Consider the following 26,404-nt stretch of genomic DNA (forward strand, 5'->3'; position numbering starts at 1 on the left):
TCAGACAATTTCCGCGTCATAACCCATGAAAAAATTCGGGTTTTGGGGTAGCAGCGGTATACCACGAATATTTCGTGTCTAATTGGGCCTGCGCTCAGATGGGTGAGCAGGCGTTTAAAGGGGATTATACGAAAACGGGGATGGGGTTTTATAACCAGGTACAACCTCTGGGTGCGTTGGGCATAATCTCAGAAACGCTGCTGCATTGGGACGGAGCGCGCAGCGTCAGTTGGGATTTGATGCAGTACCGTGTTTTCGCGTCATTGCCTGATAATGTCGCGTCACATTTATACGATGTTGTGAATTCGACGACGGAATTTGCGGCGTTCTTTCAATACTTTGCGCGTGCTGGTGCACAGCCTGAACGCTCGCAAATACCCAATAGATTGGAACGCGCGACATGAGCGGCGAGCGTTTCTCTGTCTTTGCGTGCAGCGCCTTCGGCGGCCTAATGTTGATCCTGCTCTATTGCGTCTTGGCGACGGGAGCGGATGCGATCACGAGAACTGTCGCGCAGAGCTTTGAGGCGCCGCAGTTGTTCTTTTTCTCAGGTGGGATCGTCGCGGTGTTAAGCTGGTTAATGTGCCGGACTACAACAGAGGGCAAGGTGACGTCGCTTCGCTCAAAGCGGCCACGCACGCTTGCGTTGAGGTCGATGCTCTTTATTGCAGCATCTGTGTTTTATTTCTTTGCGTTTCGCTCATTGCCGTTCGCAGAAGTCTTTGTGTTCATTGCGTTAGTCCCAATATTCGCAGCGCTTTTGAGTGGTCCGATTTTAGGCGAACCGGTGGGTTGGAAAAGCTGGATTGCACTCAGCGCAGGCGTTGCGGGTATGTTTCTGCTCTACCCTGATGGGCTTGCCGAATTGACGTTTGCGCATTCCAGCGCAGCTTTGGGCGCTCTTTGTGGATCCGCTGCGATGGTGCTTGCGCGTCATATCAGTCGTGACGAGGATAATGCGCTGTTGCAAGTCTTCTATCCGAACTTTGCGTTGTTTCTGGTAATGGGCTGCGTTTTGCCGTTTGTCTATAGGCCGATGGGCGGTTTGGATATGCTCTTGATCGCGTCTTATGCGAGCCTGCTATTCCTTGCACGCTGGGTATTGGTGGTCGCGCTTACGCACATGAAAGCTTATGTCGCCACGCTCTTGATGAACTTGCAATTTGTGGTGATGATCGTGGTTGGCGCAGTGGTATTTGCAGAGCTGCCCAGTTTGAACCTGATCATTGGCGCAAGCGTTATTATCTTAGCTGGGATATACCTATTGATCGAAACAACGGGGTTTCGATTGGGTCAGCAACGCACTTCAACTGTTTGATTTCACATCGAAAAGCTAGTTCCACAGCCGCACGAGCTACTAGCATTTGGATTCTCTATGGTAAAGCGCGCACCGATTAATTCTTCAGAAAAATCGATAACCGCGTTCTCTAGAAATGGCAGCGACATGGAGTCCACAACGACTTTCTCACCAGCGCCCTCTAGAACCAAATCATCGCCCGCAGGGGCATCGAGTTTGATCTCGTATTGAAAACCGGAACAGCCGCCGCCCTCGACGGCGACGCGCAAGGCTTGCCCTTGCTCGGCCGCGCCAATTTCGGAGAGACGCTCAAACGCGCGCGGGGTCACTTTGGGTGGCAAGTTCATCTGCGTATCCGCCTGTGGGCTTTTTCGGTTAACCCCAATATAAGCGCGCATGGGACAAGCGGCAAGGACGGGACTTCATGCGCGCAACATATTCTTGTGATCCGGCGCTTACGCGCGGCCGGCTCGTGGCTGAGGAAGAAAGCGCGCATCGCACGTGTTTTCAACGCGACCGCGACAGGATCATTCATTCGAGTGCCTTTCGGCGACTGAAACATAAGACCCAGGTGTTCGTCGAACATGAGGGCGATTACTTTCGCACCCGCCTGACACATTCGATTGAGGTGGCCCAAGTGGCGCGCACCATGGCAGGCGCATTGGGCTTGAATGAAGAGCTAACCGAAGCGATCGCTTTGGCACATGATTTAGGACATACGCCATTCGGGCACACGGGCGAGGATGCTTTGGATGCGTTGATGCAGCCATACGGCGGATTTGATCACAACGCACAGGCGGTCAAGATCGTGACCGCTTTAGAGCGGCATTATGCAGAGTTTGACGGGTTGAATCTGACCTGGGAAACGCTTGAGGGCTTGGCCAAGCACAATGGCCCGGTGATCGGCGATTTGCCCCATGCGCTCAGCGATTATAACGCGCGTCATGATCTAGAGTTGCACACACATGCGAGTGCAGAAGCACAGGTTGCGGCGCTCTCAGACGATATTGCCTACAACAATCATGACCTACACGATGGGCTGCGCGCAGGTTTGTTCACGCAGGATGACATTTGCGAGTTGCCGATAGTGGGTGCTGCATTCGCTGAGGTGGATCGGCTCTATCCAACGCTAGATCCTTCACGGCGCATGCACGAAGCACTGCGTCGTGTGTTCGGGGTAATGGTGTCCGATGTGATCGCGACGAGCCGCGAAAATATCGCGCAAAGCGGTGTGCAGACGGCGCAAGACATTCGGGATCTTGGAGCGCCAACGGTGTTGTTTTCCAAAGAGTTATGGCGAGACCTGAAAGTGATCCGCACTTTCCTTTTCACCCGCATGTATCGCGCCCCATCTGTAGTGGAAATGCGTGCTAGGGTGACCTCTGTGGTGGAAGAATTGTTTCCATTGTTCATGCAGCAAACTGACTTACTACCGACTGAATGGCGCGCAGATGTGGAGCGCGCACAGAGCGAGACCGAGCTTGCGCGGATCGTGGCGGACTATATTTCAGGCATGACAGATCGTTTTGCACAGCAAGAACATGACCGCCTTATTGGCTAAACCGTTGAATGTTGCGCCACGCATGATATGAGCGCTCCAAACCTATTGGGACTTGTTCGATGAACCTTTTTGACGATATCCGCGCCGCCGTTTTGACCGCTCTCGAGGCGATGCAAACCGCTGGCGAGTTGCCTGCTGATCTTGACTTCGCCAACGTCGCGGTTGAGCCACCGCGTGATGCGGCGCATGGGGATATGGCGACGAACGCTGCGATGGTTTTGGCCAAGCCTGCCAAGATGAAGCCACGCGATATTGCAGATGCTTTGGCGGTGCATTTGGTAAGTGATGCGCGGATCGAAAGCGCTGAGGTGGCAGGGCCCGGTTTCCTGAATATGCGTTTGGCAGTGACGCTTTGGCAGGACGTTTTCGCAGCTGTGCTTGAACAAGGGGCTGCCTTTGGCCGTTCCGACATGGGGCAGGGCAAAAAGGTTAACGTCGAGTATGTTTCTGCGAACCCAACAGGGCCTTTGCACGTGGGCCACACGCGAGGTGCTGTGTTTGGCGATGCTTTGGCGAGCTTGCTGGATTACGCGGGCTACGACGTCACGCGCGAATACTACATCAACGATGGTGGCGCGCAGGTCGATGTTCTCGCGCGTTCTGTTTATTTACGCTACTTGGAGGCGCATGGCCAAGAGGTCGCGTTCGAGGATGGAACATACCCCGGCGACTATCTGATCCCCGTCGGTGTTGAGCTGAAAAACAAGGTGGGCGCAGCGTTTTTAGACAAAGGCGAGCAATTCTGGCTGGCCGAGGTGCGTGAATTTGCCACTGAGAAGATGATGGATCTCGTGCGGGCAGATTTGGCGTCGCTTGGCATCAAGATGGATAAGTTTTATTCAGAGAAATCTCTCTATGGAACAGGCAGGATCGAAGCGGCGATCGAGGCGCTGAAATCGAAGGGCTTGATCTATGAGGGCGTGCTTGAGCCGCCAAAGGGTAAGAAGCCTGAGGACTGGGAGCCGCGCGAGCAGACTTTGTTCAGATCCACAGAGCATGGCGATGATGTGGACCGCCCTGTGATGAAATCGGATGGTGCTTGGACTTACTTTGCACCTGATATTGCCTATCACTACGACAAAGTCTCGCGCGGCTATGATATGTTGATCGACGTCTTTGGCGCAGATCACGGTGGCTACGTCAAGCGGATGAAGGCGGCGGTATCCGCGCTTTCTGACGGACGCGTTCCGCTCGATATCAAACTGATTCAATTGGTGAAATTGTTCAAAAACGGTGAGCCGTTCAAAATGTCCAAACGGGCAGGGACGTTCGTTACTTTGCGTGATGTGGTGGATCAAGTCGGCCCCGGTGCCACGCGGTTTCATATGCTCACTCGCAAGAATGATGCGCCGCTTGATTTCGATTTCGACAAGGTGCTCGAGCAGTCCAAAGACAATCCAGTTTTTTACGTTCAATACGCCAACGCGCGGGTGAATTCCGTGTTGCGCAAAGCGCGTGACGCAGGGTTTGATCTGAACGCTACGCCTGACTTGAGCCAGTTGGACCACGAAGCAGAGATCGCTGTCGCCAAGAAGCTGGCTGAATGGCCGCGTATGGTAGCACTTGCGGCTCGCACGAATGAACCGCATCGGATTTCATTCTATCTCTATGATTTAGCAAGCGAATTTCATGCACTCTACAATCGCGGCAACGATCTGCCGGAGCTCAGATTCCTGCAAGACGACTCAGAAGCCACATCTATTTCTAAAATTGCCCTCGCACGTTGCGTGCAGGTTGTGATTTGCGCTGGCCTCGGTATCTTGGGTGTCGAACCGGTTGAAGAAATGCGATAAACGACATTCCTCACGCCGGACTTGAGTAGGCAAAAGATGTACGCGGCACGGTATCGCGGGCACGGATGTGAGGCAAAATGGCAGATTTTCCAATGAACGGGCGCGGGTATGCGCCTCAGGCCGGATCGTATCAAGCGTATCAAGGCTATCAGCAGCCCCCAGCTGGTCCGCCCGCGCAGTCGACGAATAATTCTGTGCGCGCTGCTGCTGCGTTGGCGGGGGCAGGTATTTCGCTTGCCTTGCTCGTGGGTGTTGGTGCTTGGAGCTATCAATTGATTGCACGCGATGTGGCGGGTGTGCCCGTTGTGCGCGCTGTGCAGGGCGAAATGCGTATCCGTCCCGCTGATCCCGGTGGCGCGGAGGCGCAAAACCAAGGGCTTTCAGTTAACAATGTTGCGGCCGCTGGCGGCACCGCAGGTCCATCAGATCGCGTCGTGCTGGCGCCAGAGCCCATTGACCTTGCGAGTGAAGATACGGCGCTTATTGATCAGCTTGCAGCTGCACAACCGCGCTTTGCGCCGAGTGATAGTAACTCGGACACGCTGACGTTGACCGCACCTGTCCAAGAGGTCGCGACGGCAGCGGATCCGAAGATGGCGTCGATTGAAGCTTTGGCTGCTCAAATCGCTGCGGGGGCCACGCCGTTAACCCAGCAGGGCCAAGTGCAAAGCACGCCAGTTGTGACTTCGATTTCGAATGTCCAACCCGTTGCTGCGCCAACACGCGCTGAACCTGCGCCACTTGTCCTGAGCCAAGATGCGATTGCCGCAAGCGTGCCTGGAGTGACTATTTCATTGCGCCCGAAAGTGCGCCCTGATGGTGTGCGCACCGCGTCGCTTGGTGCCGTTGCTACGAGCGCGAGTGGCACGAAAGAGATTAATCCATCAACCATCCCCGCGGGCACGCGACTTGTGCAGCTCGGTGCCTATGAAAGCCCCGAGATTGCGCGTCAGGAATGGGAGCGCTTTTCACAACGTTTCGTTGACTACATGGCTGGTAAAGATCGTGTTGTACAAAAGGCCACAAGCGGCGGACGCACTTTTTATCGTTTGCGCGCCCATGGGTTTAGCGATCTCGCGGACGCACGGCGTTTCTGCTCTGCTTTGACAGCACAGAACACCGACTGCATTCCTGTGGTCACACGCTGATGGCAAACGGGGCAACCATCCTCGGCTGTCTTGGCCCGACTCTTAGCGCGAGCGAAGTAAGCTTCTTTCGAGAGGCAGATCCCTTTGGCTTTATCGTCTTTGATCGCAATTTGGAAACTCCGGATCAGATCCGCGCGCTTTGCGATAGCTTGCGCGACGCCGTCGGGCGCGATGCGCCGATCACAATTGATCAAGAGGGGGGCCGCGTTCAGCGTTTGCGCCCGCCGCTCGCGCATCAGTGGTTGCCACCGCTTGATGATGTGCAGCGTTTTGGCGAAAATGCACCGCGTGCGATGTACCTGCGCTACCGCATTATTGCAGATGAGTTGTTCTCTCTGGGGATTGATTCCAACTGCGCACCAATGATGGATATTGCCAGCGATGAAACGCATGAATTTCTGAAAAATAGGTGCTATGGCAGCACTTTAGAAGATGTTATTAAAGTGGGTCTCGCCGTCGCGGGCGGCTTGCTTGATGGCGGTGTTCTGCCGATTCTAAAGCACATTCCAGGCCATGGGCGCGCCGTTGCTGACAGCCACCTAGATCTGCCGATTGTAGACACGAACGGCGAGGTTCTACGCCGAAGTGATTTCGCGGCCTTTGCGGCCTTGAATGACCTACCGATGGGCATGACTGCGCATATTACCTACACCGCTTTTGATGATCGCCCTGCAACGTTGTCGCCTAAGATGATGGGCTTGATCCGCGAAGATATCGGCTTTGACGGGATGATCATGACCGATGATATCACGATGAAAGCTTTGACTGGATCGCTGACGGAATTGTCGCGTCTGTCGATCGATGCGGGGTGTGATATTGTTTTGCATTGCAACGGCGATATGGCTGAAATGGAAGAAGTCGTCGCCGCGTCTGGCAAAATGAGCGAAAAGAGCCAAAGCCGCGCGGACGCAGCACTTGCGTGCCGACGCACACCTGATCCTGTTGACATTTCTCATTTGCACGCGCAGCTTGAAGCGCTGGCAAATGAGGCAGGACATGACGCCTGACACCACGGATACTAAGGACGATTTTGACACGGACGCGCACAGCCGCTTGTCTGTTGAGGAACGTATGGCGGCAGAAGCGCTTATCGTGGATGTGGACGGGTATGAAGGTCCGCTCGACATCCTTTTAACGCTTTCGCGTACGCAAAAAGTAGACCTTCGCAAGATTTCGGTCCTGCAACTTGCACAACAATATTTGTTGTTTGTGGAGCGCGCGAAGGAACTGCGTTTGGAATTGGCGGCTGACTATCTTGTGATGGCGGCTTGGTTGGCGTTCCTTAAGTCGCGCTTGCTCTTGCCGCCTGATCCGACAGAAGAGGGACCCTCTGGCGAAGAACTCGCGGCGCACCTCGCATTTCAGCTCGAGCGTTTGCAAGCTATGCGCGATGTCGCCGCACGTCTTATGGCGCGGGACCGATTGGGGCGCGATTTCTTTGCGCGCGGCGTTCCCGAAGTGGTCGAGCGTGTGCGCAAAGTCACCTATTCCGCGACATTGCTGGACCTTATGCAAGGTTACGCGCGCATCAGAACCCGCGATGAATTTCGCCCCTTTGTGATGGACCGCGACGCGGTTTACACGATGGAGGAAGCGTTGGGGAACTTGCGTGGTTTGATTGGGTTCGCGGGGACATGGACAGATATTTCATCATATTTGCCAGAGGGTTGGCAGAATGACCCGATTAAGCGCCGCTCTGCGACGGCTGCAACTTTCGCGGCATCTTTGGAGTTGGTGAAAGAAGGCAAGGCAGAAATTCGCCAAAGCGCGATGTTCGAGCCGATAGAATTACGACGGAGAGAGCAGCGTGAGTGAGTTGCAAAAAGCGAATGAAGATGGGCTTGAGATTGAGCAAAGCCTGTTTGAAGCACCGCCCATGGGCGAACAAGAGCGCATGGTAGAAGCAGTTTTATTTGCCAGCGCAGAGCCCGTGACGGTGGCAGATTTGAACGCGCGTATGCCCCATGGCTGTGATGCGGCAGAAGCGCTGGTGCATTTGCGAAAGCGTTATGAAGGACGCGGGGTGACGCTGATGAAAACGGGCAATGCGTATGCGATGCGCACGGCGGGTGATCTTAGTTTTCTGATGCAAAAAGAAACGGTTGAAACGCGTAAACTCTCGCGGGCCGCGATCGAAACACTCGCGATTATTGCATACCATCAGCCTGTGACGCGCGCAGAAATCGAAGAAATTCGCGGGGTGTCCGTGTCGCGTGGCACGGTCGATCAATTGCTGGAAATGGAGTGGATCCGTTTTGGGCGTCGCAAGATGACACCGGGGCGGCCTGTGACGTTTGTGGTGACGCCTGATTTTCTGGATCAATTCGGCCTTGAGAGCGCGCGTGACTTGCCCGGTCTCAAAGAACTACGCTCTGCGGGGCTTTTGGAAAATCGCCCACCTCCAAGTCTTGGAGCGGCCCTTGATGGCGACGAAGAAGAGGGCGATGAGGATCAGACTGAGCTTTTTGAAGAATAATTGGGGAGAATGCCCTGAAAACTGCACAATCGAGCACTAAGTAGTGTATTGAGGCACAAACGGGAGCAAATCCATGGAATATGAATTCCATCATCAATATGGTGATCCGTCGCGTGATGAGCATCGCGATCAACAAAGGTATAAACGCTGGCGTGGATCAAATGGCCAAGCGCAAAGGGCGCAATACCGATGACCCGCAACAAAGCGCCGATATCCAGCAAGACAAGCAACGTTTGCGTCAGACCGCGCGTTTGGGTCGTCGTTTCACCAAGCTTTAAGCTTGGGCTTTAGCGTTTAAGACGTGCCGCGCGACCACCACGACGTCCTTTGGGGACGGCTTGACGGTCGGGCAATTCTGCCATGATTGATGCGCGCGTTGCGGGCGTCATTTTTGACCATTTTGCGATTTCATCAATCGAGCGATTGCATCCGGTACACAGTCGCGTTTCAGGATGCACCACGCATATTTGCATACATGGACTGTCGATTTCGTTGCGTGTCCAGACAGGAACGCTCATAGCGTGGCCTCGCGTTTGATGTGTGACAGGCGATCCAAAGCACCCTGTAAAATGTAGGCTGCAGCGATGTTATCAATCACTTCGGCACGCCGTTTTCTTGACGCATCTGCCTCGAGCAGGGCGCGTTCTGCGGCGACGGTAGACAGGCGTTCGTCCCAATAAGTAATCGGGAGTTCGGACTGCCGCGCAAAGTTGCGCGCGAACGCGCGTGTTGATTGGCATCGTGGCCCTTCGGAGCCGTCCATATTAAACGGCAGGCCAAGCACAATGCCGCAAATCTCGCGCCCCGCGATGATCTCGCTCAAGCGCGCGGCATCGGCAGTATATTTGGTGCGTTTGATCGTCTCCAAAGGGGAGGCAACAGAGAGCAAGCCATCACTTACAGCCACCCCAATCGTTTTGGTGCCAAGGTCGAGACCAATCAGCGCGCGTCCTTGTTGGAGCGTGCTGGCAAAGGTTTCGACGTCTTCATAGATCATTGGGTTACCCCGATCCTACGCGCGGTTTCGTGCACGATGGCCAAGGCGTCAGGGCGATCGCCAAACACGTCTTTTGCGTTTTGCCAGATGAGTGCCGCTTGATCCGCATCGCCGAGTACGCTGAGGGCCGAAATCAAACGCGCCCATTCCTCTGGGCTACCACCTTCAGTCGCAAGCCGATCAGAGAGTTGCGAGACCATGCCACGGATCATATCTTGGCGATCTTCTTCGCTCAGCTCTTCAGCATTTTGAATGTCCTCAGCGCTAGGCCCAGTAAGGGATGCATCGCGCAAAGGTGGGAGTTCATATTCCACACCCGCACGGAACGCGAGTTCCTCGATCTGTTCGCGAATAGGTGGAACCCATCCCGCATCATCAGGGCTTTCTTGCAGCAATGTCGCCCATGCGCGGAAGGCCACATCGGGGCGGCCCACTTGCAGCATCATCAGGCCGGAATAATAGCGCGCAACGCCGTTCTTGGGATCCTTTTGCAACGTCATCGCCAATGCGCGCTCTGCCAAAGGGGAGACATACCCGCCCGCCGCAATCACAAGCATATCTGCGTATGTTGCGTAATCTTCAGCAGTGGCGTCGCTGTCCTTGAGCCGGATCACATCGGCCTGTGCAACATGCGCAGCTGCTGCATTGCCAAGACGCATTTCGTGTAGCGCCAAAAGTTTCGCGCCTTCAATATCGTCTGGGCGCTGTTGCACGGCCTCGCGCAGCTTTTCAATGAGCTCGATGTAAGATTTGGGCGCGTTCGGGTCGATGCCAGCTGCGGGCAGGGACGCTTCTGCGGTTTCTTGGCTCGGACGTTCAGCACGCGCGACTTTAGCGGCTTGGATGCGGGTCGCAAGAGCAAGATCGCCGTACCCCGGTGCGCCAAGATCGCGGTAAAGATAGAAAGAGCCACCAACCAGAACCGCGCCAAGCACTGCAATTGCACCGTAGCGCATCGCCACAGGGCTGCGCAGGTCTGCGTGATCTTCTTGAAGTGCTTTGTCGGCGGCCAGAATGCGCCGTGAGATCTCATTGGAAAGACGCTCTGCATCGTCATTGTCGATCACACCGCGCGCGCGGTCGCGCTCTACCTCGGACAGTTGATCGCGGTACACGTTAAGATCAAACTCTGCCGCAGGACGTGCCCCTTCATGACCGCGCCACAAAGCAAACGCGAGCAAGCTGCAGGCCCCAGCCGCCAAGACAAATGTTATTAGCCAAAAGGTCATGACATCTCCTCTTTCGCCACACATCTAGTCTGCAATGGCCGCGAAAAAAAGAGCCAGCGCGCATGTGCTGTCGCGAAACCATAAGATTGCGGTTTTTGTCGCAGGCCTCAGCGTGCTGGGGCTTTGCATTCGCTCTGTGCTGACTTAGATCAGGATTATCGGGCTTGGTCGTTTTCGCGTGCTTTTTTGTCGGTGCGAGTATCCTCTTTTCCGCCATCAGGCCCAAAACCAAAGCATGGAGCGAATCCGTTTGCCCAAGCCGAACCTACCGCCGTTTTATCTAACCTTGAGGGTGCCCACTATGAAACGTTATTCAGCCTTTGCCGTCGCGCGCGAAGCTTTGCGTCACCACACAGGTTGGGAGCGCGCGTGGCGATCCCCAGAGCCAAAGGCGAAATACGATGTGATCATTGTCGGCGCAGGTGGGCATGGTTTGGCGACCGCGTATTACTTGGGCAAAAATTTCGGCATCACCAATGTTGCGGTGATCGAGAAAGGCTGGCTTGGCGGCGGGAACACGGGGCGCAACACCACGATCATTCGCTCGAACTACCTGCAAGACCCGTCTGCGGCGATCTATGAAAAGTCGCGCTCACTTTATGAGACCTTGTCGCAGGACCTGAACTACAACGTCATGTTCTCACCGCGCGGCGTTTTGATGCTGGCGCAAACCCAACACGAAATTCGCGGCTACAAACGCACAGCCCATGCGAATGCTTTGCAAGGCGTGCCGACAGAATGGATCGAGCCGGGCAAAGTGAAAGAGATTTGCCCGATCATTGAACTCAACGGCCCGCGATATCCGGTCCTTGGTGGCCTTTGGCAAGCACGCGGCGGCACAGCGCGCCACGATGCGGTGGCGTGGGGCTATGCGCGGGCGTGTTCGGACATGGGCATGGACATCATTCAAAAATGTGAAGTTACAGGCGTGCGCACCGAGGGCGGTAAAGTCGTGGGCGTCGACACCACCAAAGGTGCGATTGAGTGCGATAAGCTTGGCGGCGTGGTTGCGGGACATTCATCCGTGCTGGCCGAAATGGCGGGCTTCCGTTTGCCAATGGAAAGTGTCGCCTTGCAAGCGCTGGTGTCAGAACCGATCAAACCCGCGATGGACATCGTGGTCATGGCCAACACCGTGCACGGCTACCTGAGCCAGTCAGACAAGGGCGAAATGGTCATCGGTGGCGGCACGGACGGCTATAACAATTATACACAGCGCGGATCATTCCATCACGTGGAAGAAACCGTGCGCGCGCTTATTGAGACGTTCCCGATGCTATCCCGCCTGAAAATGCTGCGCCAATGGGGCGGGATTGTCGATGTGACGGGGGATCGCTCGCCTATGCTCACGAAGACGCCAGTTGAGGGCATGTTCATGAACTGCGGTTGGGGCACGGGAGGTTTCAAAGCCATTCCGGGGTCTGGCTGGGCCATGGCGGAATTGATGGCGAAGGGGGAGTCTCCTTTGACGGAAGAGTTTTCCATGTGGCGGTTCAAAGAGGGCAAGTTCATTGATGAGAGCGTTGCTGCGGGGGTGGCTCACTAATGTTTGAGATGCGTAAACGCAGTTCTCGCGGCCATTTCGTCCTGCACACGGGTCGCCGCGCGATCAGTCTCGGTTTCAGTACCAAGCTGGTTAAAGTCATGCTTCAAAAGAACCTTGCCCTTGCGGCGTTCATAAAGGGCCATGCTAATGCCCAAAACGAACACACCACCAATGACCCAATACAATATATTCATGCCACCATCTTGCGCGTGAACCCGAAGAAAATCAAGCTGGAGGCCTGCCCATGCTGATCCTAGAATGTCCATGCTGCGGCGTTACAGGCGAAGAAACGGAATTCCATGCGGGAGGCGAGGCGCATCTCAAGCGGCACTCGGTTGGCTCTACGGATGATCAATTCGAAGAGTATCTGTTCATGCGGGAAAACCCGCGTGGCGTTCATCTGGAACGCTGGCGTCATAACAATGGTTGCGGCAAGTGGTTTCACGCGGCGCGCTGCACGATGACCCTCGAGGTGTTTGGCACATATCCCGCGCAGACCTATGAGCCACCCCAAGAGATCAAGGATGCGATCAGCGCCAAACGGCCCGGCTGGTCTTGGAGGAACTTCTCATGAGCACACGTTTAAAGACTGGCGGTCGTTTCACGGACGGCGGCGCGCAGCTCTCGTTTGATTTCAATGGAAAAAAACTGAAGGGTGTCGAGGGAGACACGCTTGCCTCTGCCTTGCTCGCCAATGATCAGATGATGGTGGGGCGGTCGTTTAAATACCACCGTCCGCGTGGGATTGTGGCCTCAGGTGGTGAAGAGCCGAACGCGCTGTTCAACATGGGCGGCACGGATGATTTCGAGCCGAACCAACGCGCGACGGTGACAGAGCTGTTTGACGGTCTGAAGATCACGTCGCAGAACCATTGGCCCAGCCTTGAGTTCGATATCGGCGCGATTAACAAGCATCTGAGCCGCTTTTTGCCTGCTGGCTTTTATTACAAAATGTTCATCCATCCGCGTCCTTTGTGGAAGCATGTCTATGAGCCGTTTATTCGCCAATCCGCAGGTCTCGGCAAAGCGCCGCGCGCGCAGGATCGTGATCCCGACACCTACGAGCATTTCTATCATTTCACCGATGTGATGGTGGTTGGCGGCGGTGTCGCGGGCTTGCAAGCGGCCTATGCGGCGGCGCTCACGGGTGTGAAGGTTTTGCTGGTTGAGCAGACTGCCCATTGGGGCGGACGCGCGCCTGTGGATGGCGGTGAGGTCGATGGCCTGCCTGTGGGTAACTATGTGGATAACCTTGTCGCTGAGCTGAGCGCGATGGACAATGTCACAATGCGCACACGGATGATGGGCGCGGGCGTTTATGATCATGGCTATGTGCTCGGATACGAGCGTTTGCGCGATCATCAGCCTGCCGAGATTGGCCCACGTCATCGCCTTTGGCGCATTCGCGCGGCTCAGATCGTCACGGCGACAGGCGCAATTGAGCGGCCTTTGAGTTTTGCAGGAAATGATGTGCCTGGCGTGATGCTCGCAGGGGCTGTGCGTGATTATGCGGTGAACTTCGGTGTCTCCATCGGGGATCGCACGGTTGTTGTGACCAACAATGATGATGCTTATCGTACTGCGATCACGCTCAAAGGGCTCGGCCTTGACGTCCCATGCATCATTGATGCGCGCGCAGGCGGCGGTGGTGCTTTGGCCGAAGACGCGAAAGCGCTTGGGATACGTGTCGAAAACGGCAAGGCCATCGCAAAGGTCAAAGGCACCAAGCGCGTCACAGGCGTGTCGCTTTGCGTACAAGCTGGTGAAGGCGCTGAACTGGAAGAAATCGCATGTGATGCGGTTGCAATGTCGGGCGGTTGGTCGCCTGTTGTGCACCTGTGGTCCCATTGCGGTGGCAAGCTGATTTGGGACGAACAGCAAAGCCATTTCCGCCCTGATGCAGAGCGTCCGCCAATGGGTGCCACTGGCGAGGGTTTCGTTTCTGTCGCGGGGTCTGCGAACGGTCATTTGCAGCTTGCTGAGTTGATTGGTGACGCGCACGGCGCAGGTCTTGCAGCTGGTCGTGCGGCTGGCGGGAATGCTGCAAAAGCAACTATTCCAGAGGGCGCGCCAACGTCTGAAAACCCAGTCGAGCCGGTCTGGTTAATGCCGCAAGGTGCCGGAATAAAGTTGCGTTCTAAGACATGGCTTGATTATCAGAACGACGTAAAGGTCTCGGATGTGCAACTGGCTGCGCAAGAAGGTTTCGAGAGCGTCGAGCATGCCAAGCGCTACACGACTTTGGGAATGGCAACGGATCAAGGTAAATTGAGTAACATCAATGGTCTGGCGGTCCTTTCTGATGCATTGGGTCAACCTATTCCGCAGACTGGAACAACCACTTTCCGCCCCCCATATACACCAATTTCTATGGGTGCGATTGGCGGCGAAGCACGTGGAAAGGTGTTCCAGCCTTTGCGCAAAACACCGCTCTATGAGTGGAGCGATACACATGGGTCCGACTGGGAGCCCGTTGGTGCATGGCGTCGACCGTTCGCTTATTTGCAGCCTGGTGAAAGTGTCCATGATGCAGTGAACCGCGAAGTGAAGAACACGCGCGAGAACTTGGGTCTGCTGGATGCATCAACGCTGGGTAAGCTGATTGTCAAAGGACCGGACGCGGGTAAGTTTCTCGACATGCTCTACACCAATATGATGAGCACGTTGAAGGTGGGCAAATGCCGCTATGGGTTGATGTGTTCAGAGAACGGTTTCTTGATTGATGACGGCGTTGTTGCGCGGCTCGATGAGGAAACATTCCTGTGCCACACGACGACCGGTGGGGCCGACACGATCCATGGTCACATGGAGGAGTGGTTGCAAACAGAATGGTGGGATTGGAACGTTTACGTTGCCAATGTTACAGAGCAGTTTGCGCAGATCGCGGTCGTTGGTCCAAACGCGCGCAAGGTCTTGGAAAAGCTTGGTGGCATGGATGTCTCGAAAGAGGCATTGGCATTCATGGAATGGGCTGACGGCACGATTGGCGGCTTTGATGCGCGTGTCTTCCGTATCTCTTTCTCGGGTGAGTTGAGCTATGAGATTGCGGTCCCCGCGAGCCAAGGATTGGCGTTCTGGGAAGCGTTGATTGAAGCAGGGGAAGAGTTCGGCGCGATGCCTTATGGCACGGAAACGCTGCATATTCTGCGCGCTGAAAAAGGCTTCATCATGATCGGGGACGAGACTGACGGGACGGTTATCCCGCAGGACCTGAACTTGCACTGGGCTTTGTCCAAGAAGAAAGAAGACTACCTTGGCAAACGCGCGCATCAGCGTAGCCATATGGCGGACACGGATCGTTGGAAGCTGGTCGGGCTGGAGACTGTGGATAAGTCGGTGTTGCCTGATGGCGCTTATGCGGTGGAAGAGGGCGTGAACGCCAACGGTCAACGCAACATGTTTGGGCGCGTGACCTCGACCTACTATTCTGCGAACCTAGAGCGCGGGATTGCGATGGGTTTGGTGAAGAATGGACCTGACCGCATGGGTGAGGTGATTGAGTTTCCAAAAACTGATGGCACAATCATCAAGGCAAAGATTGTCGATCCTGTGATATATGACCCAGAGGGGGCGAAGCAAAATGTCTAATGCTGTGAGCGCGTTGCAGGGTGCTGCCTTTAGCGATGGGATCGCTGAGGTTCGTGAGTTGGGCCTGCGTGGAATGATCACGTTGCGCGGTGATCTGAGTGATAAAAAGCTGATCAAAGCAGTGAAAGCGGTTGCCGGCGCGATGCCAGAGCAGCGCAAGATTGCATTAAAAGGTGACGCTGGCGCGGCTTGGATGAGCCTTGATGAGCTGTTGCTGATGGTGCCGCACAGCGACGCACTTGGCACAGTTGAGACGTTGAATTCGGCGTTGAACGGCACGCATTTCTTGGCGGCGAATGTGTCTGATGCGCGTGCTGTGTTTGAAGTGTCTGGGCCATACGCACGTGACGTGATGGCGAAACTTGCACCTGTCGATTTCGCGCCGGATGCGTTCGAGATGGGGATGTTTCGGCGCTCGCGCATGGCTCAGGTGCCCGCGGCCTTCTGGATGAGCGACGAGGACGCGTTCCGCGTCGTGTGTTTCCGCTCTGTTGGCGAATACATGTTCGATTTGCTCAGCGTGGCGGCGCAGACAGGGTCCGAGGTGGACGTCTTCTAATCAGTACTGCTTTGCTGTATATCGACGAAACACGCGAACCAGCCCTTGACCTTACGGGCTGCGCGCTCTCTATCTGATCCCAGAGACATTCAAATTGAAAGGCCCCTTAAAATGGCATTCGAACTTCCAAAACTCCCATACGCACATGACGCTTTGACGGATCTTGGCATGTCCAAAGAGACGCTGGAGTATCACCATGATCTGCACCACAAAGCCTATGTCGACAACGGCAACAAGCTGATTGCGGGCACGGAATGGGAGGGTAAATCCCTCGAAGAGATCATCACTGGCACGTATGATGCGTCCTCAGTTGCGCAGAATGGCATCTTCAACAACATCAGCCAGCTTTGGAACCACAACCAGTTCTGGGAGATGATGGGGCCTGGACAATCCTCGATGCCATCCGAGTTGGAAGCAGCGATCAAGGAGAGCTTTGGCTCTGTTGACGCGTTCAAAGAGCAGTTTGCTGCGGCTGGCGCGGGTCAGTTCGGTTCTGGCTGGGCATGGTTGGTGAAGAACGCTGACGGTGGTTTGGCTGTGACAAAAACAGAAAACGGCGTTAACCCGCTTTGCTTTGGCCAGACAGCGTTGCTTGGGTGTGATGTTTGGGAGCATTCCTACTACATCGATTTCCGCAACAAGCGTCCTGCGTATCTGTCCAACTTTATGGACAACCTGGTCAACTGGGAGAACGTTGCCTCACGTATGTGAGACCGGTATTCTTTTGTGAACTGAAAAACGCCGCTCGAAACATTCGGGCGGCGTTTTTTGTGCGCATGGGACGCTCCGCGGGAAGTTTATTTGGAAAGATGAAGGCGGCAAATCAGAGCAACAGTTTGATTGCCTCCTCGGGCATTGCAGCGATTTTGAAGAAGTCTTTGACGGAGTTTTTGGCAAAGCCTTGTGCGATTACATGATCGAGAAGGGCAAGGAGCGGATCCCAGTAATCGTTGGTATTGATCAGCACGATTGGCTTGCTGTGCAGCCCGAGTTGCGCCCATGTGAGCACTTCAAAGAATTCATCGAGCGAGCCTGCACCACCGGGAAGCAAAGCGATGGCGTCTGAATTCATGAACATGACTTTCTTACGCTCATGCATGTTTTCGGTGACGATATATGAGGTAAGATCGGTTTTACCGACTTCCCAATTCACCAGATGTTGTGGGATTACGCCAAAGGTATTGGCGTCGTTTGCTTGTGCCGCGCGGGCAACGCGACCCATAAGCCCCACATCACCAGCACCATAAACAAGGCGCATTTTGTGTTCCGCAATCAGTGTGCCAAGTCGCTCAGCCGCCGCGCCATAGGCAGGGCTATTTCCATCGGATGCGCCACAAAAGACACAAATTGAACGTTGATGCATCACGTGATCCTTATTTTCAGTGTTTTGACCGCTCATGTCATGTTTGCTATACACGCGCAAATCCTGCTGCAAAAGCGGGCATATCGGAGATGGGTTACAATGAGTAAGCTTGCTTTCCTGACATCGGGAACGGGTATCACTGTCGGGGCGGGGACTGTTTTGGTCGGCGCGTTTGCTGTCGCTGGATATGTGAGTGGGGCGTTTACGCCCGAGCCGATTGCTAGCGAAGATCAGGTTGAAGTTGCAGTGGTTGCGCCTGAACCGGAATTGGTTGCACCGAAGGTGGCCAACGTCGCTGCGGTTCCCAAGACGCCAAAGTTTGATGTTGTGCGGGTCGAAACCGACGGTGCGGCGATGATTGCGGGCAGTGCCGAGGCGGGCAGCACAGTTTCCATTCGTTTGAACGAAGATGTCGTCGCTCAAGTTAAAGCGGACGGATCTGGTAAATTTGCGAGTTTCGTGTCGTTGCCCGGAAGTGAAGACGCGCAGGTTTTGACGTTGGATGATGGCTCTGACGAGGCACCGCGCGAGCAAGTGATAATCGCGCCAATTGTAGTGGAGCAAGTGCCGCAGGTGGTTGCTGACGTTGTTGCTAAAGTTGAGGACGTTGAAGCGGTTGAGGTCGAGGCCGTTGAAGTGAAGACCGTTGAAACTGTTGAGGTTACGAGTGTGCCAAAGGTCGAGGTTGAAGCGGAGCCTATGGAGGAAGTGATTGCTAAGGTTGAAAGCAATGATGTTCCCAAAGCCGTGCTTGCGCCCATCGTTATCACCGAAGTTCCCGAAAAGATTGACGCGATTGAGCAGCCCGCACAGGCAGAACCTGTTCAGGAGCAGGAAGCGAAGCCAGAACCTGTGATCGTTGCGCAAACTAATCTTGGATCAAAACCTGAACCAAAGCGACCCGTCGTGCTTTTGGCAACGGATGAGGGCGTGCGCGTGTTGCAGGCTCCTAACGCGCCAAAGCCCGATGCGATGACAGCTTTGCTCGGGTCAATCTCATATGATGATGCTGGTGATGTTGCTTTGACAGGAACTGGCGGCGGTGAGTTCGTGCGGGTCTATTTGGACAACCGTCCTGTTGCGACGTCACAAATCGAGGCAAGTGGCGATTGGCAAGCGGGTTTGCCTGCTGTCGACACAGGTATTTATACGCTGCGAGTGGATGAGTTGAACAAAGCGGGCGACGTGGTCGCGCGCGTCGAGACGCCGTTTAAACGCGAAGAGCCCGAGGTTTTGGCCGCTGCAACGGCCCCCGAAAAGCTGATCCAAGCGGTGACCGTGCAGCCCGGAGCCACGCTTTGGGCTATCGCACAAGAGCGTTATGGCAGCGGAACGCTTTATGCGCGGGTTGTCGAGGCGAATTCGGACACGATTAAGGACCCTGATCTGATTTACCCAGGACAAGTTTTCACAGTTCCGGACTGACCTTCACTGGTCATTCCGCGTCAGCGCGCTTATTTGTAAGGTCCATACTTGAGGACGCCGCGATATGAGACGATTGACCCCCACAGATGCCGCTCTTTCTAAAGAGCAACGGGTTTCAGGCTGGCGGGTTATTCGCCGAGTTGCGCCCTATCTTTGGCCCGATGACAAACTCTGGGTTAAACAACGCGTTGTGATCGCTTTGGCGATGCTTTTGATTGCCAAGATTGTCGCGGTTGGAACGCCTCTAATATACGCGCGTGCAGTCGATGCTTTGTCAGATGCCGGTGCGCCTGATCTGGCAGTGGGCGCTGTTGGATTGACAGTCGCTTACGGCGTCGCGCGCCTTATGTCGAACGGGTTCCAGCAATTGCGTGATGCGGTTTTTGCGAAGGTCGGACAGGGCGCGTTGCGCGCACTTGCGTTGCAAACCTTTGAACACATTCACAGATTGTCGATGCGGTATCACATTGGTCGCAAGACCGGTGGTCTGAGCCGTATCATCGAGCGCGGTGTCAAAGGCGTCGACTTTTTGCTGCGCTTTTTGCTGTTCTCGATCGGACCATTGGTGCTTGAGCTGCTGATGATCGCGGGTATTTTGTTCTACTTGTTTGATGTTTGGTATCTTGCTGCGGTTTTTGTCACGATTGCCTTTTATGTCTGGTTCACATTTGCTGTGACCGAGTGGCGTGTGAAGCTGCGCAAGCAGATGAACGACCAAGACACTGACGCCAATCAAAAGGCGATCGACAGCCTTTTGAATTTTGAGACGGTGAAATATTTCGGCGCTGAGGCCCGAGAAGCGCGGCGCTATGACAGCGCAATGGCGCTTTATCAAGAAGCGGCATTGAAGACGTCGTACTCTTTGGCGTTTTTGAACTTTGGTCAGTCATTCTTGATTACAACGGGCTTGGTTGTCGTCATGGTTTTGGCGGCGATGGGGGTTCAGAACGGCTCCATGAGTGTCGGTGATTTCGTGATGGTCAACGCGTACATGATACAGATCACCATGCCGTTGAACTTCCTTGGGACGGTTTATCGCGAAATCCGTCAGGCTTTGGTGGATATGGGCGAGATGTTTGATCTGCTTGAGCAACCGCCAGAAGTATCGAACAAAGACGGCGCAAAGGATCTGAACATTACTGGTGGACATGTGTCGCTGAAAGACGTGCATTTTGGCTACGATACCACGCGCCCGATTTTGAAGGGTGTCGATCTGGATGTGCCGGCGGGTCAGAATATCGCGATTGTCGGGCCATCGGGGTCTGGTAAATCCACGATTGGCCGCTTGTTGTTCCGCTTTTACGATGTCACAGGCGGGAGCCTGCAGATCGACGGCCAAGATGTGCGCGATATCACGCAGACCAGCTTGCATGATGCTATTGGCGTGGTGCCCCAAGACACAGTGCTGTTCAACGACACGATCCGCTACAATATTGCGTATGGCAAAGATGGCGCGAGCCATAGCGAGATTGAAGATGCCGCGCGTGCCGCGCAGATCCATGATTTTATCATGGCGCTGCCCGATGGCTATGAGACGACTGTGGGCGAACGTGGCTTGAAGCTTTCTGGTGGTGAAAAGCAGCGTGTGGGCATTGCGCGCACGCTCTTGAAGAACCCGCCGATCTTGTTGCTGGACGAAGCGACATCAGCGCTTGATAGCGGGACAGAGCATGAAATACAGGATGCTTTGGCCAAAGCTGCTGAAGGGCGCACAGTGATCACGATTGCGCACCGTCTCTCTACGATTGCGGATGCGGACCGCATTGTTGTGCTTGCAGATGGGCAGATTGCAGAGCAGGGCAGCCATGCGGAACTGTTGGAAATGTCAGGGCGCTATGCAGGCCTGTGGCATCGTCAGCAATCCGAAGAGGCGGCATGATTTGGGGCCTGAGCGCGCTTTCGTCGCTTGGGTTCCTAACTATTTTAGGGCTTTCGCTGATTGGTCCACGTTTGGGTCTTGGCTCGTATTGGCCACCTGAAGAAACAGCGAGTTGGCAACACCAAAGCTTTCGCGCGCTGTTCCGCGTGGGTGTATATCCCTTAGTCGCCGCAAGCGCGATCTTGGGGCGGGAAATTGGGTTTGCACTGCCATTTGTAGGATGTGGTTTACTCATCCTCGGCTTTGGCTGCGCTTTGCTTTTCACTGGTAAATTGGGTTGGAAACAGGCGTTTGGCTCTGCTGAAGGACTGGTGACCACGTCCGTTTACGCGTATTCGCGCAACCCTGTTTATGTCGCGACAATGTTTGGAATGCTCGGTTGGGCAGTTTTGTTGCCCTATGCCGCGATCGTTTTGCCACTGTTGCTATGGGCTGTGCTCTATATCCTTGCGCCCTTTCTCGAAGAGCCGTGGCTAGAGGCGCGGTTTGGCGATGAGTATCTTGCTTACAAAGAAAAGACGCCGCGTTTTCTTTGGATTTAGAGTAGGGCGCACAAAGCCACGCGCCCTACAATTTTGTCTTACTCCGCAGCCTTGAGCGGCGAGACCATAATCATGCTTGGTGCCGCTTCTGGCGCATAGTCGTCCTCTGGGTCCTCATCTTCATCCCACAGGATCATAGGCGACTTCACGCGGCGTGCTTCGCGTTGAAGTGCCCAATCACGTGCCGCAGCACTGGAGCGACCCATAGAGAGCTTTGCAAGCAAGCGAGCGATCCACTGTATGTATGTTGTCGCCCATACGCGCAGTGCGAGCATCGAAGGCGTGAACACCAGTGTGAGAACCGTCGCGATACCAAGGCCAAAGACCACAGCAGTTGCAAGTTGCTTCCACCACAGCGCCGTCGGGCTATCCACTGAAAAACCACCGCCAATAAAGTCGAGGCTAAGGCCGAACATCATTGGCGCCAGACCTGCCATTGTCGTGATGGTTGTCAACAGAACCGGGCGGATACGTGCTTCTGCAGTGCGCACAATCGCTTCAAGACGCGGCATGTAGCGCGAGTATTCTTGATAGGTGTCGATCAGAACAATGTTGTTGTTCACCACGATCCCTGCAAGCGCGACGATGCCCGTACCCGTCATAATGACAGAGAAGGCTTGATCCATAACCAGCATACCAATCAGAACACCCGTCGTAGACAGGATCACAGCAAGCAGAACGAGAACGGAGTTATAAAAGCTGTTGAACTGAGCCAGCAAGATAATGAACATTAGACCCAACGCACCTGCAAAAGCGGTTGAGAGGAACTGCTGGCTCTCTGCCTCATCCTCTTGATCGCCTGTCCATTCCCAATCCACACCTGCGGGGAACGGGTTGGTTTCAAGCCATTCTGTCAGGATGCCAATACGCTCGTTCGCGTTGATTGGAACTTCAGATGTTTCACCATCTTCGCCGATGACTTCTTTCGTGAGGTCACTTTCCACAGCTGCTTTCACGTCGAAGTACCGCTTTTGATCAATGCGGTTGATCTCTGCCAGTTTCTGAACGGGCTTGCGTGTTGTAAAGTTGCTGAGTGGGATAAGACCATCACGCGTGCGCACTTTGAGCGTATCAAGGGTGCTAAGAACGCGATCTTTTTCGGGCAGGCGTACACGGATCTCGATCTCTTCATCCGAGCTGTCCACACGCATGGTATCAAGCAGCAAACCACGCGTCACAAGTTGAACCATGCCGCCAACAGTGGCCACATCCGCGCCGTAGCGACCAGCCTTTTGCACATCCACGTCGATCTGCCAGTCGATGCCGGGTAGGGGACGCGTGTCTTCGATCAGCTTGAGACCTTCGGTCTGATTGAACTGCGCACGTGCGAGCGCCGTCGCGTTCAAAAGGTCATCCCAATTGTCAGCTTTCAGGCGCAAATGCACAGGCTTGCCAGAGGCAGGACCACGCGCTTGCGCAAGAATCTCAATCTCGATCCCCGGAATTTTCTGCAATTCCTCGGTAAGCTCTGCAATCACCAAGTCACCATCAAGTTCCGGGCGATCACGGCGATCTTCCCAAGGGATAGTTTCAAGCTGAATTTGTCCGATGGTTTCTTTAGGCGTCGCAGCACCTGAGGCATCAGTATTCAGACCGCCTTCACCCGCGAAAGCGAATGCGCTTTGAACACCGGGATGCTGCAAAACAACTTTTTCCGCTCTTGCGACAAGAGCATCTTTTTCAGAAAGCGAAAGGTTGCCGCGTGCAAGAACGTAAACGATCGCTTGCTCAGGCTCGCTTTCCACAAAGAATTCAACGCCATTGTTGTTCTCACCAAAGTAGCTGAATGTGCTCATCACGAAGAAGCCGACAGCAGCAATGCTCACAAGAGGCATAATCGGATTACCGGTGATGCCTTTGATCAGCAGACCAAATAGCGTGCGGCGATGACCTGCTCTGATCTTGGTGCGCTGACGTTCGATCTTGGCAGCACCCAGAGTAACGGAGGCGGCGAAGGCACCAAAGAGGAAAAGCGCAACGCCCGGAAGCGCGCCAACGAAACCTTCGGCAATGGGCGTGCCACCGAACAGATAACCAGGGTTCAAGACCTGCATCGCGCCAAGGAACACCGTGTAGAGCGCAGGCGGAACCAAAAGCGCGCGCACGATCCAAGGTGTGTTTGCACGCAGCGCGTCAGAGGTTTTTCCGAACACGCGGCTGAGGCGACCAGTGACACCGCCCATGACGGGAAGGTAAACGAGCGCAACAACAAGCGATGCGGAAAGAACGAAGATTAACGTCACAGGCAACATGCCCATGAATTGACCGGGAACACCGGGCCAGAACAGCATCGGCAAGAACGCACAAAGCGTCGTCGCAGTGGATGACACGATAGGCCAGAACATGCGCTTGGCTGCTTCCACGTAGGCATCCATTGGGCCAGTCCCGTCGGCGATACGTTTATCGGCGTATTCGACCACGACGATTGCACCATCAACGAGCATGCCAACTGCGAGGATCAGGCCAAACATCACGATGTTGGAAATGGTGACCTCCATGATCGCGAGGAATACGAAACACAAAAGGAAAGACGTTGGAATCGCGAAGCCAACAAGCAAAGCAGGGCGCGTGCCAAGAGCTGCTAGAACAACGATCATAACAAGTGCGATAGCGGTCAGAACAGACCCTTCGAGCTGACTAACCATCGAGCCAACGGTGCGCGATTGGTCATTAGATGTACCGACATCGATAGAGGCTTGCAGCGCTTCGGGCCACTCTGCGCGCGCTTCTTCGACAGTGGTTTTTACCAGCTCAGCCGTATCAATCAGGTTGAAACCCTTACGCTTCACAACTTGCAAAGCCACGGATGTTTGACCGTTGAAACGAGCTGTTCCAACACGGTCCTCAAAGGTCAGAGAAATGTCTGCAAGATCGCCCAGCGTCACAACGCGGTCGCCGTTGACCTTCACAGGTAGGCCGTAAACATCGCGTTGATCATTGAAAGAGGAGGGGATCTTGACGGCGAAAGAACCTTGCTCTGATTCAATCTCGCCCGCTGCGATCAGTTGGTTGTTATTTTGAACAACGCTGATCAACTCGCCTGCGGTGACGTTATAGGCCTCAAGGCGAAGCGGATCGATGATCACTTCTAGCATTTCATCGCGATTGCCTGCAATCCCTGCTTCTAGCACAGCATCAAGTGCTTCGATGCGTTCTTGCAAGTCTTTGGCGGTCTTCGCCATAGTGCGTTCAGGGACGTTTCCTGTGAGGTTCACAATGATGATTGGGAACTCGGAAAAGTTGATCTCGTTGATAGAATAGGTCTCGGCTCCCTGCGGGAATTTACCTTGCGCGGCATTCATTGCGTCGCGCACGTCCGCCATGACCTTGGTCTTGTCCCACCCGAACTCGAACTCCATCGCGATACCCGCGTAGCCCTCGGCTGCGGTGCCCGAGAGCGATTTTAAACCGTCGAGATCAGCAAGCTCGGTCTCCATCGGTTTGACCAGCAAGGTTTCACTGTCAGCGGCAGAAATGCCAGGGAAGGGGACTGAAACGAAGAGCGCTGGAATTTCGATGTCAGGCTCGCCCTCTTTGGGCAGCCCCCAATATGCAAAGCCCCCCGCAAGGAGCGTAAGGGCGATAAAGGCGATAACCATGCGGGCGCGTTCGGCTGCCCAGTCAACGATACCTGTCATTGCTTTGGCTCCTCATAGGTTGGCAGTACTGGCACGCCGTCAACGACATACTCTTGTCCCACAGTGATCACGTTGACTGTTTCAGGTAGGCCTGAAACCCATACCCCCTCGGATGTGTCGCGTAACAAGGTGAGTTTGGCGAATTGAGCAAGGCTGTTGTCATCCACAAAGCGCACGCCAAGGTCACCGTCATCATTGAGCGTCAAAGCAGATTGCGGCAGCAAATGCGCGCTCGCGCCATCTGCGGCGACAATAATTTCGGCAGTTTGGCCATCGCGGATTTTCAGGTCAGTGTTCGGCACCTGAATTTCAACGCGGAAAGTGCGCGTTGTTTGATCAGCTGAGCGGGACAGGAACGTCACGCGCCCTTGAACTTCTTTCCCACCTGCGAGCCGTGCGCCCGCCAGAGCACCAATTTCGGCGCGGTCTATGTCCGTCTCCGGCACAAAGCCTACTAGTTTCATTGGATCAAGCTGAAGGACCGTCGCGCAGAGCGTTCCGGGCTGCAAAAGACTGCCGAGTTCTGCCGTGTCTGTTTCCAACAGCCCCTCGAAAGGCGCCGTGATCTGCAAACGATCAATATCTTTCTGAACGCTGGCGATCGCCGCTTCTGCGCTTTGAATGCCTGCACCTGTGCTCTCTAATCCGCTTGTCGCAGAGGCAACGGCAGCTTCCGCCGCACGCACAGAGGCTTGTGCCGAAGCAACGCGCGTTTCAGATGCAAAGCCGCCTGCGCTGAGTTTTGTGGCTGCATTGTTATTGATTTTTGCCTCATCAAGACGGGCGAGTGCCTCATCCAAACGCGCTTGTGTTTCAGGGACGCGGGCGCGGGCCTCTGCAAGGCGCGCATTTGCTTCGGCGAGGGATGCTTCGCGGGTGCCAAAGTCGATCTGGCAGAGCAACTGGCCTGCGTTGACATAATTTCCTTTTCGCAACGGCTCGGAAATTACCTGCCCAGACGTTTGCGCGCGCACCTCAACAGAACGGGCAGCTTCAGTCTGACCGCGCAAAATAACTGCGCTATCGACCATGCGAGCTTGCGATTTTACCGCGAAAACGCGGATTGCTGATGTGTTTTCCTCATCCGTCGCTTCGGGCGTCGCGTCCGTCTCTTTTGCCGCTTCAGGCGTACCTGTTTGAGCAAATGCAAGCAGTTCTTCGCGCTCGAAGACCAGAAAATAAAGAAATCCGGTCACCAAAATTGCGGTGATCAAGGGAATGAGTTTCATCTGCAGGCTATCCTCAAATCGATCTTTTTAAACAACGTCGGCATCTGCGTCCGACATAGGCTTGTTCTTGCAAAGTGCAATGTCTTATAGGCTATACGCTAAACTCGCGAGTTCAGATTAGTTTTTTTCGCGGC

At 54.8% G+C, this 26,404-nt stretch carries 24 protein-coding genes and 1 pseudogene; 17 read left to right on the plus strand and 8 right to left on the minus strand.

What is annotated here, in order from left to right; all coding sequences use genetic code 11:
- Positions 1 to 68 precede the first annotated feature (68 nt).
- Positions 69 to 404, plus strand: a pseudogene (locus PFRI_RS19515) (DUF6902 family protein); the annotation flags it as partial.
- On the plus strand, positions 401 to 1,318 hold the full coding sequence (locus PFRI_RS19520) for a DMT family transporter (protein ID WP_072632378.1): 918 nt from the start codon (positions 401 to 403) through the stop codon (positions 1,316 to 1,318). The pseudogene PFRI_RS19515 and the gene PFRI_RS19520, both read left to right, overlap by 4 nt.
- Before the next feature lie 2 nt (positions 1,319 to 1,320).
- Here PFRI_RS19520 and PFRI_RS19525 read toward each other — a convergent pair whose 3' ends face one another.
- Positions 1,321 to 1,644 (minus strand): HesB/IscA family protein, encoded by a 324-nt coding sequence (locus PFRI_RS19525; RefSeq protein ID WP_072632379.1) that lies wholly within the window; start codon positions 1,642 to 1,644, stop codon positions 1,321 to 1,323.
- A gap of 77 nt (positions 1,645 to 1,721) precedes the next feature.
- On the opposite strand from PFRI_RS19525, the gene PFRI_RS19530 reads away from it, so the two are divergent.
- From PFRI_RS19530 to PFRI_RS19560, 7 genes are all read left to right on the plus strand, one after another.
- Positions 1,722 to 2,858: a deoxyguanosinetriphosphate triphosphohydrolase gene (locus PFRI_RS19530; protein ID WP_072632380.1), complete on the plus strand. Its 1,137-nt coding sequence runs from the start codon at positions 1,722 to 1,724 to the stop codon at positions 2,856 to 2,858.
- Between the two features lie 59 nt (positions 2,859 to 2,917).
- Positions 2,918 to 4,651, plus strand: a complete 1,734-nt coding sequence (argS, locus tag PFRI_RS19535) for an arginine--tRNA ligase (RefSeq protein WP_072632381.1) — start codon at positions 2,918 to 2,920, stop codon at positions 4,649 to 4,651.
- 77 nt (positions 4,652 to 4,728) lie between these two features.
- Positions 4,729 to 5,799: an SPOR domain-containing protein gene (locus PFRI_RS19540; protein ID WP_245812492.1), complete on the plus strand. Its 1,071-nt coding sequence runs from the start codon at positions 4,729 to 4,731 to the stop codon at positions 5,797 to 5,799.
- Positions 5,799 to 6,806 carry a glycoside hydrolase family 3 N-terminal domain-containing protein gene (locus tag PFRI_RS19545; RefSeq protein ID WP_072632382.1) on the plus strand — a complete coding sequence of 336 codons (1,008 nt, stop codon included), beginning with the start codon at positions 5,799 to 5,801 and terminating at the stop codon, positions 6,804 to 6,806. The genes PFRI_RS19540 and PFRI_RS19545 overlap by 1 nt, the downstream gene beginning before the upstream one ends.
- Positions 6,796 to 7,614, plus strand: coding sequence for a segregation and condensation protein A (locus PFRI_RS19550; RefSeq protein ID WP_072632383.1), 819 nt, complete (start codon positions 6,796 to 6,798; stop codon positions 7,612 to 7,614). Before PFRI_RS19545 ends, PFRI_RS19550 begins: the two co-directional genes overlap by 11 nt.
- Positions 7,615 to 7,675: 61 nt before the next feature.
- Positions 7,676 to 8,275 (plus strand): SMC-Scp complex subunit ScpB, encoded by a 600-nt coding sequence (gene scpB, locus PFRI_RS19555; RefSeq protein WP_072632427.1) that lies wholly within the window; start codon positions 7,676 to 7,678, stop codon positions 8,273 to 8,275.
- A gap of 80 nt (positions 8,276 to 8,355) precedes the next feature.
- A complete protein-coding gene (locus PFRI_RS19560) occupies positions 8,356 to 8,553 on the plus strand; it encodes a hypothetical protein (RefSeq protein WP_072632384.1) in 198 nt (65 codons plus the stop codon).
- A 9-nt stretch (positions 8,554 to 8,562) separates the two neighbouring features.
- Here the strand turns inward: PFRI_RS19560 and PFRI_RS19565 are convergent, their stop codons facing one another.
- From PFRI_RS19565 to ccmI, 3 genes are read right to left on the minus strand one after another with little or no spacing between them, the layout of a single operon-like run.
- On the minus strand, positions 8,563 to 8,793 hold the full coding sequence (locus PFRI_RS19565) for a DUF1289 domain-containing protein (RefSeq protein WP_072632385.1): 231 nt from the start codon (positions 8,791 to 8,793) through the stop codon (positions 8,563 to 8,565).
- Positions 8,790 to 9,272 (minus strand): Holliday junction resolvase RuvX, encoded by a 483-nt coding sequence (ruvX, locus tag PFRI_RS19570; RefSeq protein WP_072632386.1) that lies wholly within the window; start codon positions 9,270 to 9,272, stop codon positions 8,790 to 8,792. The genes PFRI_RS19565 and ruvX overlap by 4 nt, the downstream gene beginning before the upstream one ends.
- Positions 9,269 to 10,501 (minus strand): c-type cytochrome biogenesis protein CcmI, encoded by a 1,233-nt coding sequence (gene ccmI / locus PFRI_RS19575; protein ID WP_072632387.1) that lies wholly within the window; start codon positions 10,499 to 10,501, stop codon positions 9,269 to 9,271. Before ccmI ends, ruvX begins: the two co-directional genes overlap by 4 nt.
- 301 nt (positions 10,502 to 10,802) lie before the next feature.
- Between ccmI and PFRI_RS19580 the strand changes: the two genes are divergently transcribed.
- Complete coding sequence (locus PFRI_RS19580; RefSeq protein WP_072632388.1) at positions 10,803 to 12,047, plus strand: sarcosine oxidase subunit beta family protein; 1,245 nt, start codon at positions 10,803 to 10,805, stop codon at positions 12,045 to 12,047.
- On the opposite strand, the gene PFRI_RS19585 is transcribed toward PFRI_RS19580, so the two are convergent.
- Positions 12,044 to 12,241 (minus strand): hypothetical protein, encoded by a 198-nt coding sequence (locus PFRI_RS19585; RefSeq protein WP_072632389.1) that lies wholly within the window; start codon positions 12,239 to 12,241, stop codon positions 12,044 to 12,046. The genes PFRI_RS19580 and PFRI_RS19585 overlap by 4 nt on opposite strands.
- 50 nt (positions 12,242 to 12,291) lie before the next feature.
- Here PFRI_RS19585 and PFRI_RS19590 point away from each other — a divergent pair, with 50 nt between their 5' ends.
- The 4 genes from PFRI_RS19590 (at position 12,292) to PFRI_RS19605 (ending at position 16,905) form a co-directional block, all read left to right on the plus strand.
- A complete protein-coding gene (locus tag PFRI_RS19590; RefSeq protein WP_072632390.1) occupies positions 12,292 to 12,621 on the plus strand; it encodes a sarcosine oxidase subunit delta in 330 nt (109 codons plus the stop codon).
- On the plus strand, positions 12,618 to 15,635 hold the full coding sequence (locus PFRI_RS19595; RefSeq protein WP_072632391.1) for a sarcosine oxidase subunit alpha family protein: 3,018 nt from the start codon (positions 12,618 to 12,620) through the stop codon (positions 15,633 to 15,635). The genes PFRI_RS19590 and PFRI_RS19595 overlap by 4 nt, the downstream gene beginning before the upstream one ends.
- A complete protein-coding gene (locus PFRI_RS19600) occupies positions 15,628 to 16,194 on the plus strand; it encodes a sarcosine oxidase subunit gamma (RefSeq protein ID WP_072632392.1) in 567 nt (188 codons plus the stop codon). The genes PFRI_RS19595 and PFRI_RS19600 overlap by 8 nt, the downstream gene beginning before the upstream one ends.
- A gap of 111 nt (positions 16,195 to 16,305) precedes the next feature.
- Entirely contained in the window at positions 16,306 to 16,905 is a 600-nt protein-coding gene (locus tag PFRI_RS19605) for a superoxide dismutase (protein ID WP_072632393.1), read from the plus strand.
- A 112-nt stretch (positions 16,906 to 17,017) separates the two neighbouring features.
- On the opposite strand, the gene PFRI_RS19610 is transcribed toward PFRI_RS19605, so the two are convergent.
- On the minus strand, positions 17,018 to 17,557 hold the full coding sequence (locus PFRI_RS19610) for an LOG family protein (RefSeq protein ID WP_072632394.1): 540 nt from the start codon (positions 17,555 to 17,557) through the stop codon (positions 17,018 to 17,020).
- A gap of 99 nt (positions 17,558 to 17,656) precedes the next feature.
- Here PFRI_RS19610 and PFRI_RS19615 point away from each other — a divergent pair, with 99 nt between their 5' ends.
- The 3 genes from PFRI_RS19615 to PFRI_RS19625 all read left to right on the plus strand — a co-directional run bounded on the left by PFRI_RS19615 (position 17,657) and on the right by PFRI_RS19625 (position 21,403).
- Entirely contained in the window at positions 17,657 to 18,982 is a 1,326-nt protein-coding gene (locus PFRI_RS19615; protein WP_072632428.1) for a LysM peptidoglycan-binding domain-containing protein, read from the plus strand.
- Between the two features lie 64 nt (positions 18,983 to 19,046).
- Positions 19,047 to 20,861 carry an ABCB family ABC transporter ATP-binding protein/permease gene (locus PFRI_RS19620; RefSeq protein ID WP_072632395.1) on the plus strand — a complete coding sequence of 605 codons (1,815 nt, stop codon included), beginning with the start codon at positions 19,047 to 19,049 and terminating at the stop codon, positions 20,859 to 20,861.
- Complete coding sequence (locus PFRI_RS19625; RefSeq protein ID WP_072632396.1) at positions 20,858 to 21,403, plus strand: methyltransferase family protein; 546 nt, start codon at positions 20,858 to 20,860, stop codon at positions 21,401 to 21,403. The genes PFRI_RS19620 and PFRI_RS19625 overlap by 4 nt, the downstream gene beginning before the upstream one ends.
- 38 nt (positions 21,404 to 21,441) lie before the next feature.
- Here PFRI_RS19625 and PFRI_RS19630 read toward each other — a convergent pair whose 3' ends face one another.
- Together PFRI_RS19630 and PFRI_RS19635 are read right to left on the minus strand one after the other, a co-directional pair.
- Positions 21,442 to 25,041: an efflux RND transporter permease subunit gene (locus tag PFRI_RS19630; RefSeq protein ID WP_072632397.1), complete on the minus strand. Its 3,600-nt coding sequence runs from the start codon at positions 25,039 to 25,041 to the stop codon at positions 21,442 to 21,444.
- The gene (locus tag PFRI_RS19635) at positions 25,038 to 26,270 is read right to left on the minus strand and encodes an efflux RND transporter periplasmic adaptor subunit (protein WP_072632398.1); all 1,233 of its coding nucleotides are present in this window, start codon (positions 26,268 to 26,270) and stop codon (positions 25,038 to 25,040) included. Before PFRI_RS19635 ends, PFRI_RS19630 begins: the two co-directional genes overlap by 4 nt.
- Positions 26,271 to 26,404: the final 134 nt, after the last annotated feature.

It is taken from the genome of Planktotalea frisia, assembly GCF_001890925.1.
Taxonomy (GTDB): Bacteria; Pseudomonadota; Alphaproteobacteria; order Rhodobacterales; family Rhodobacteraceae; genus Planktotalea; species Planktotalea frisia.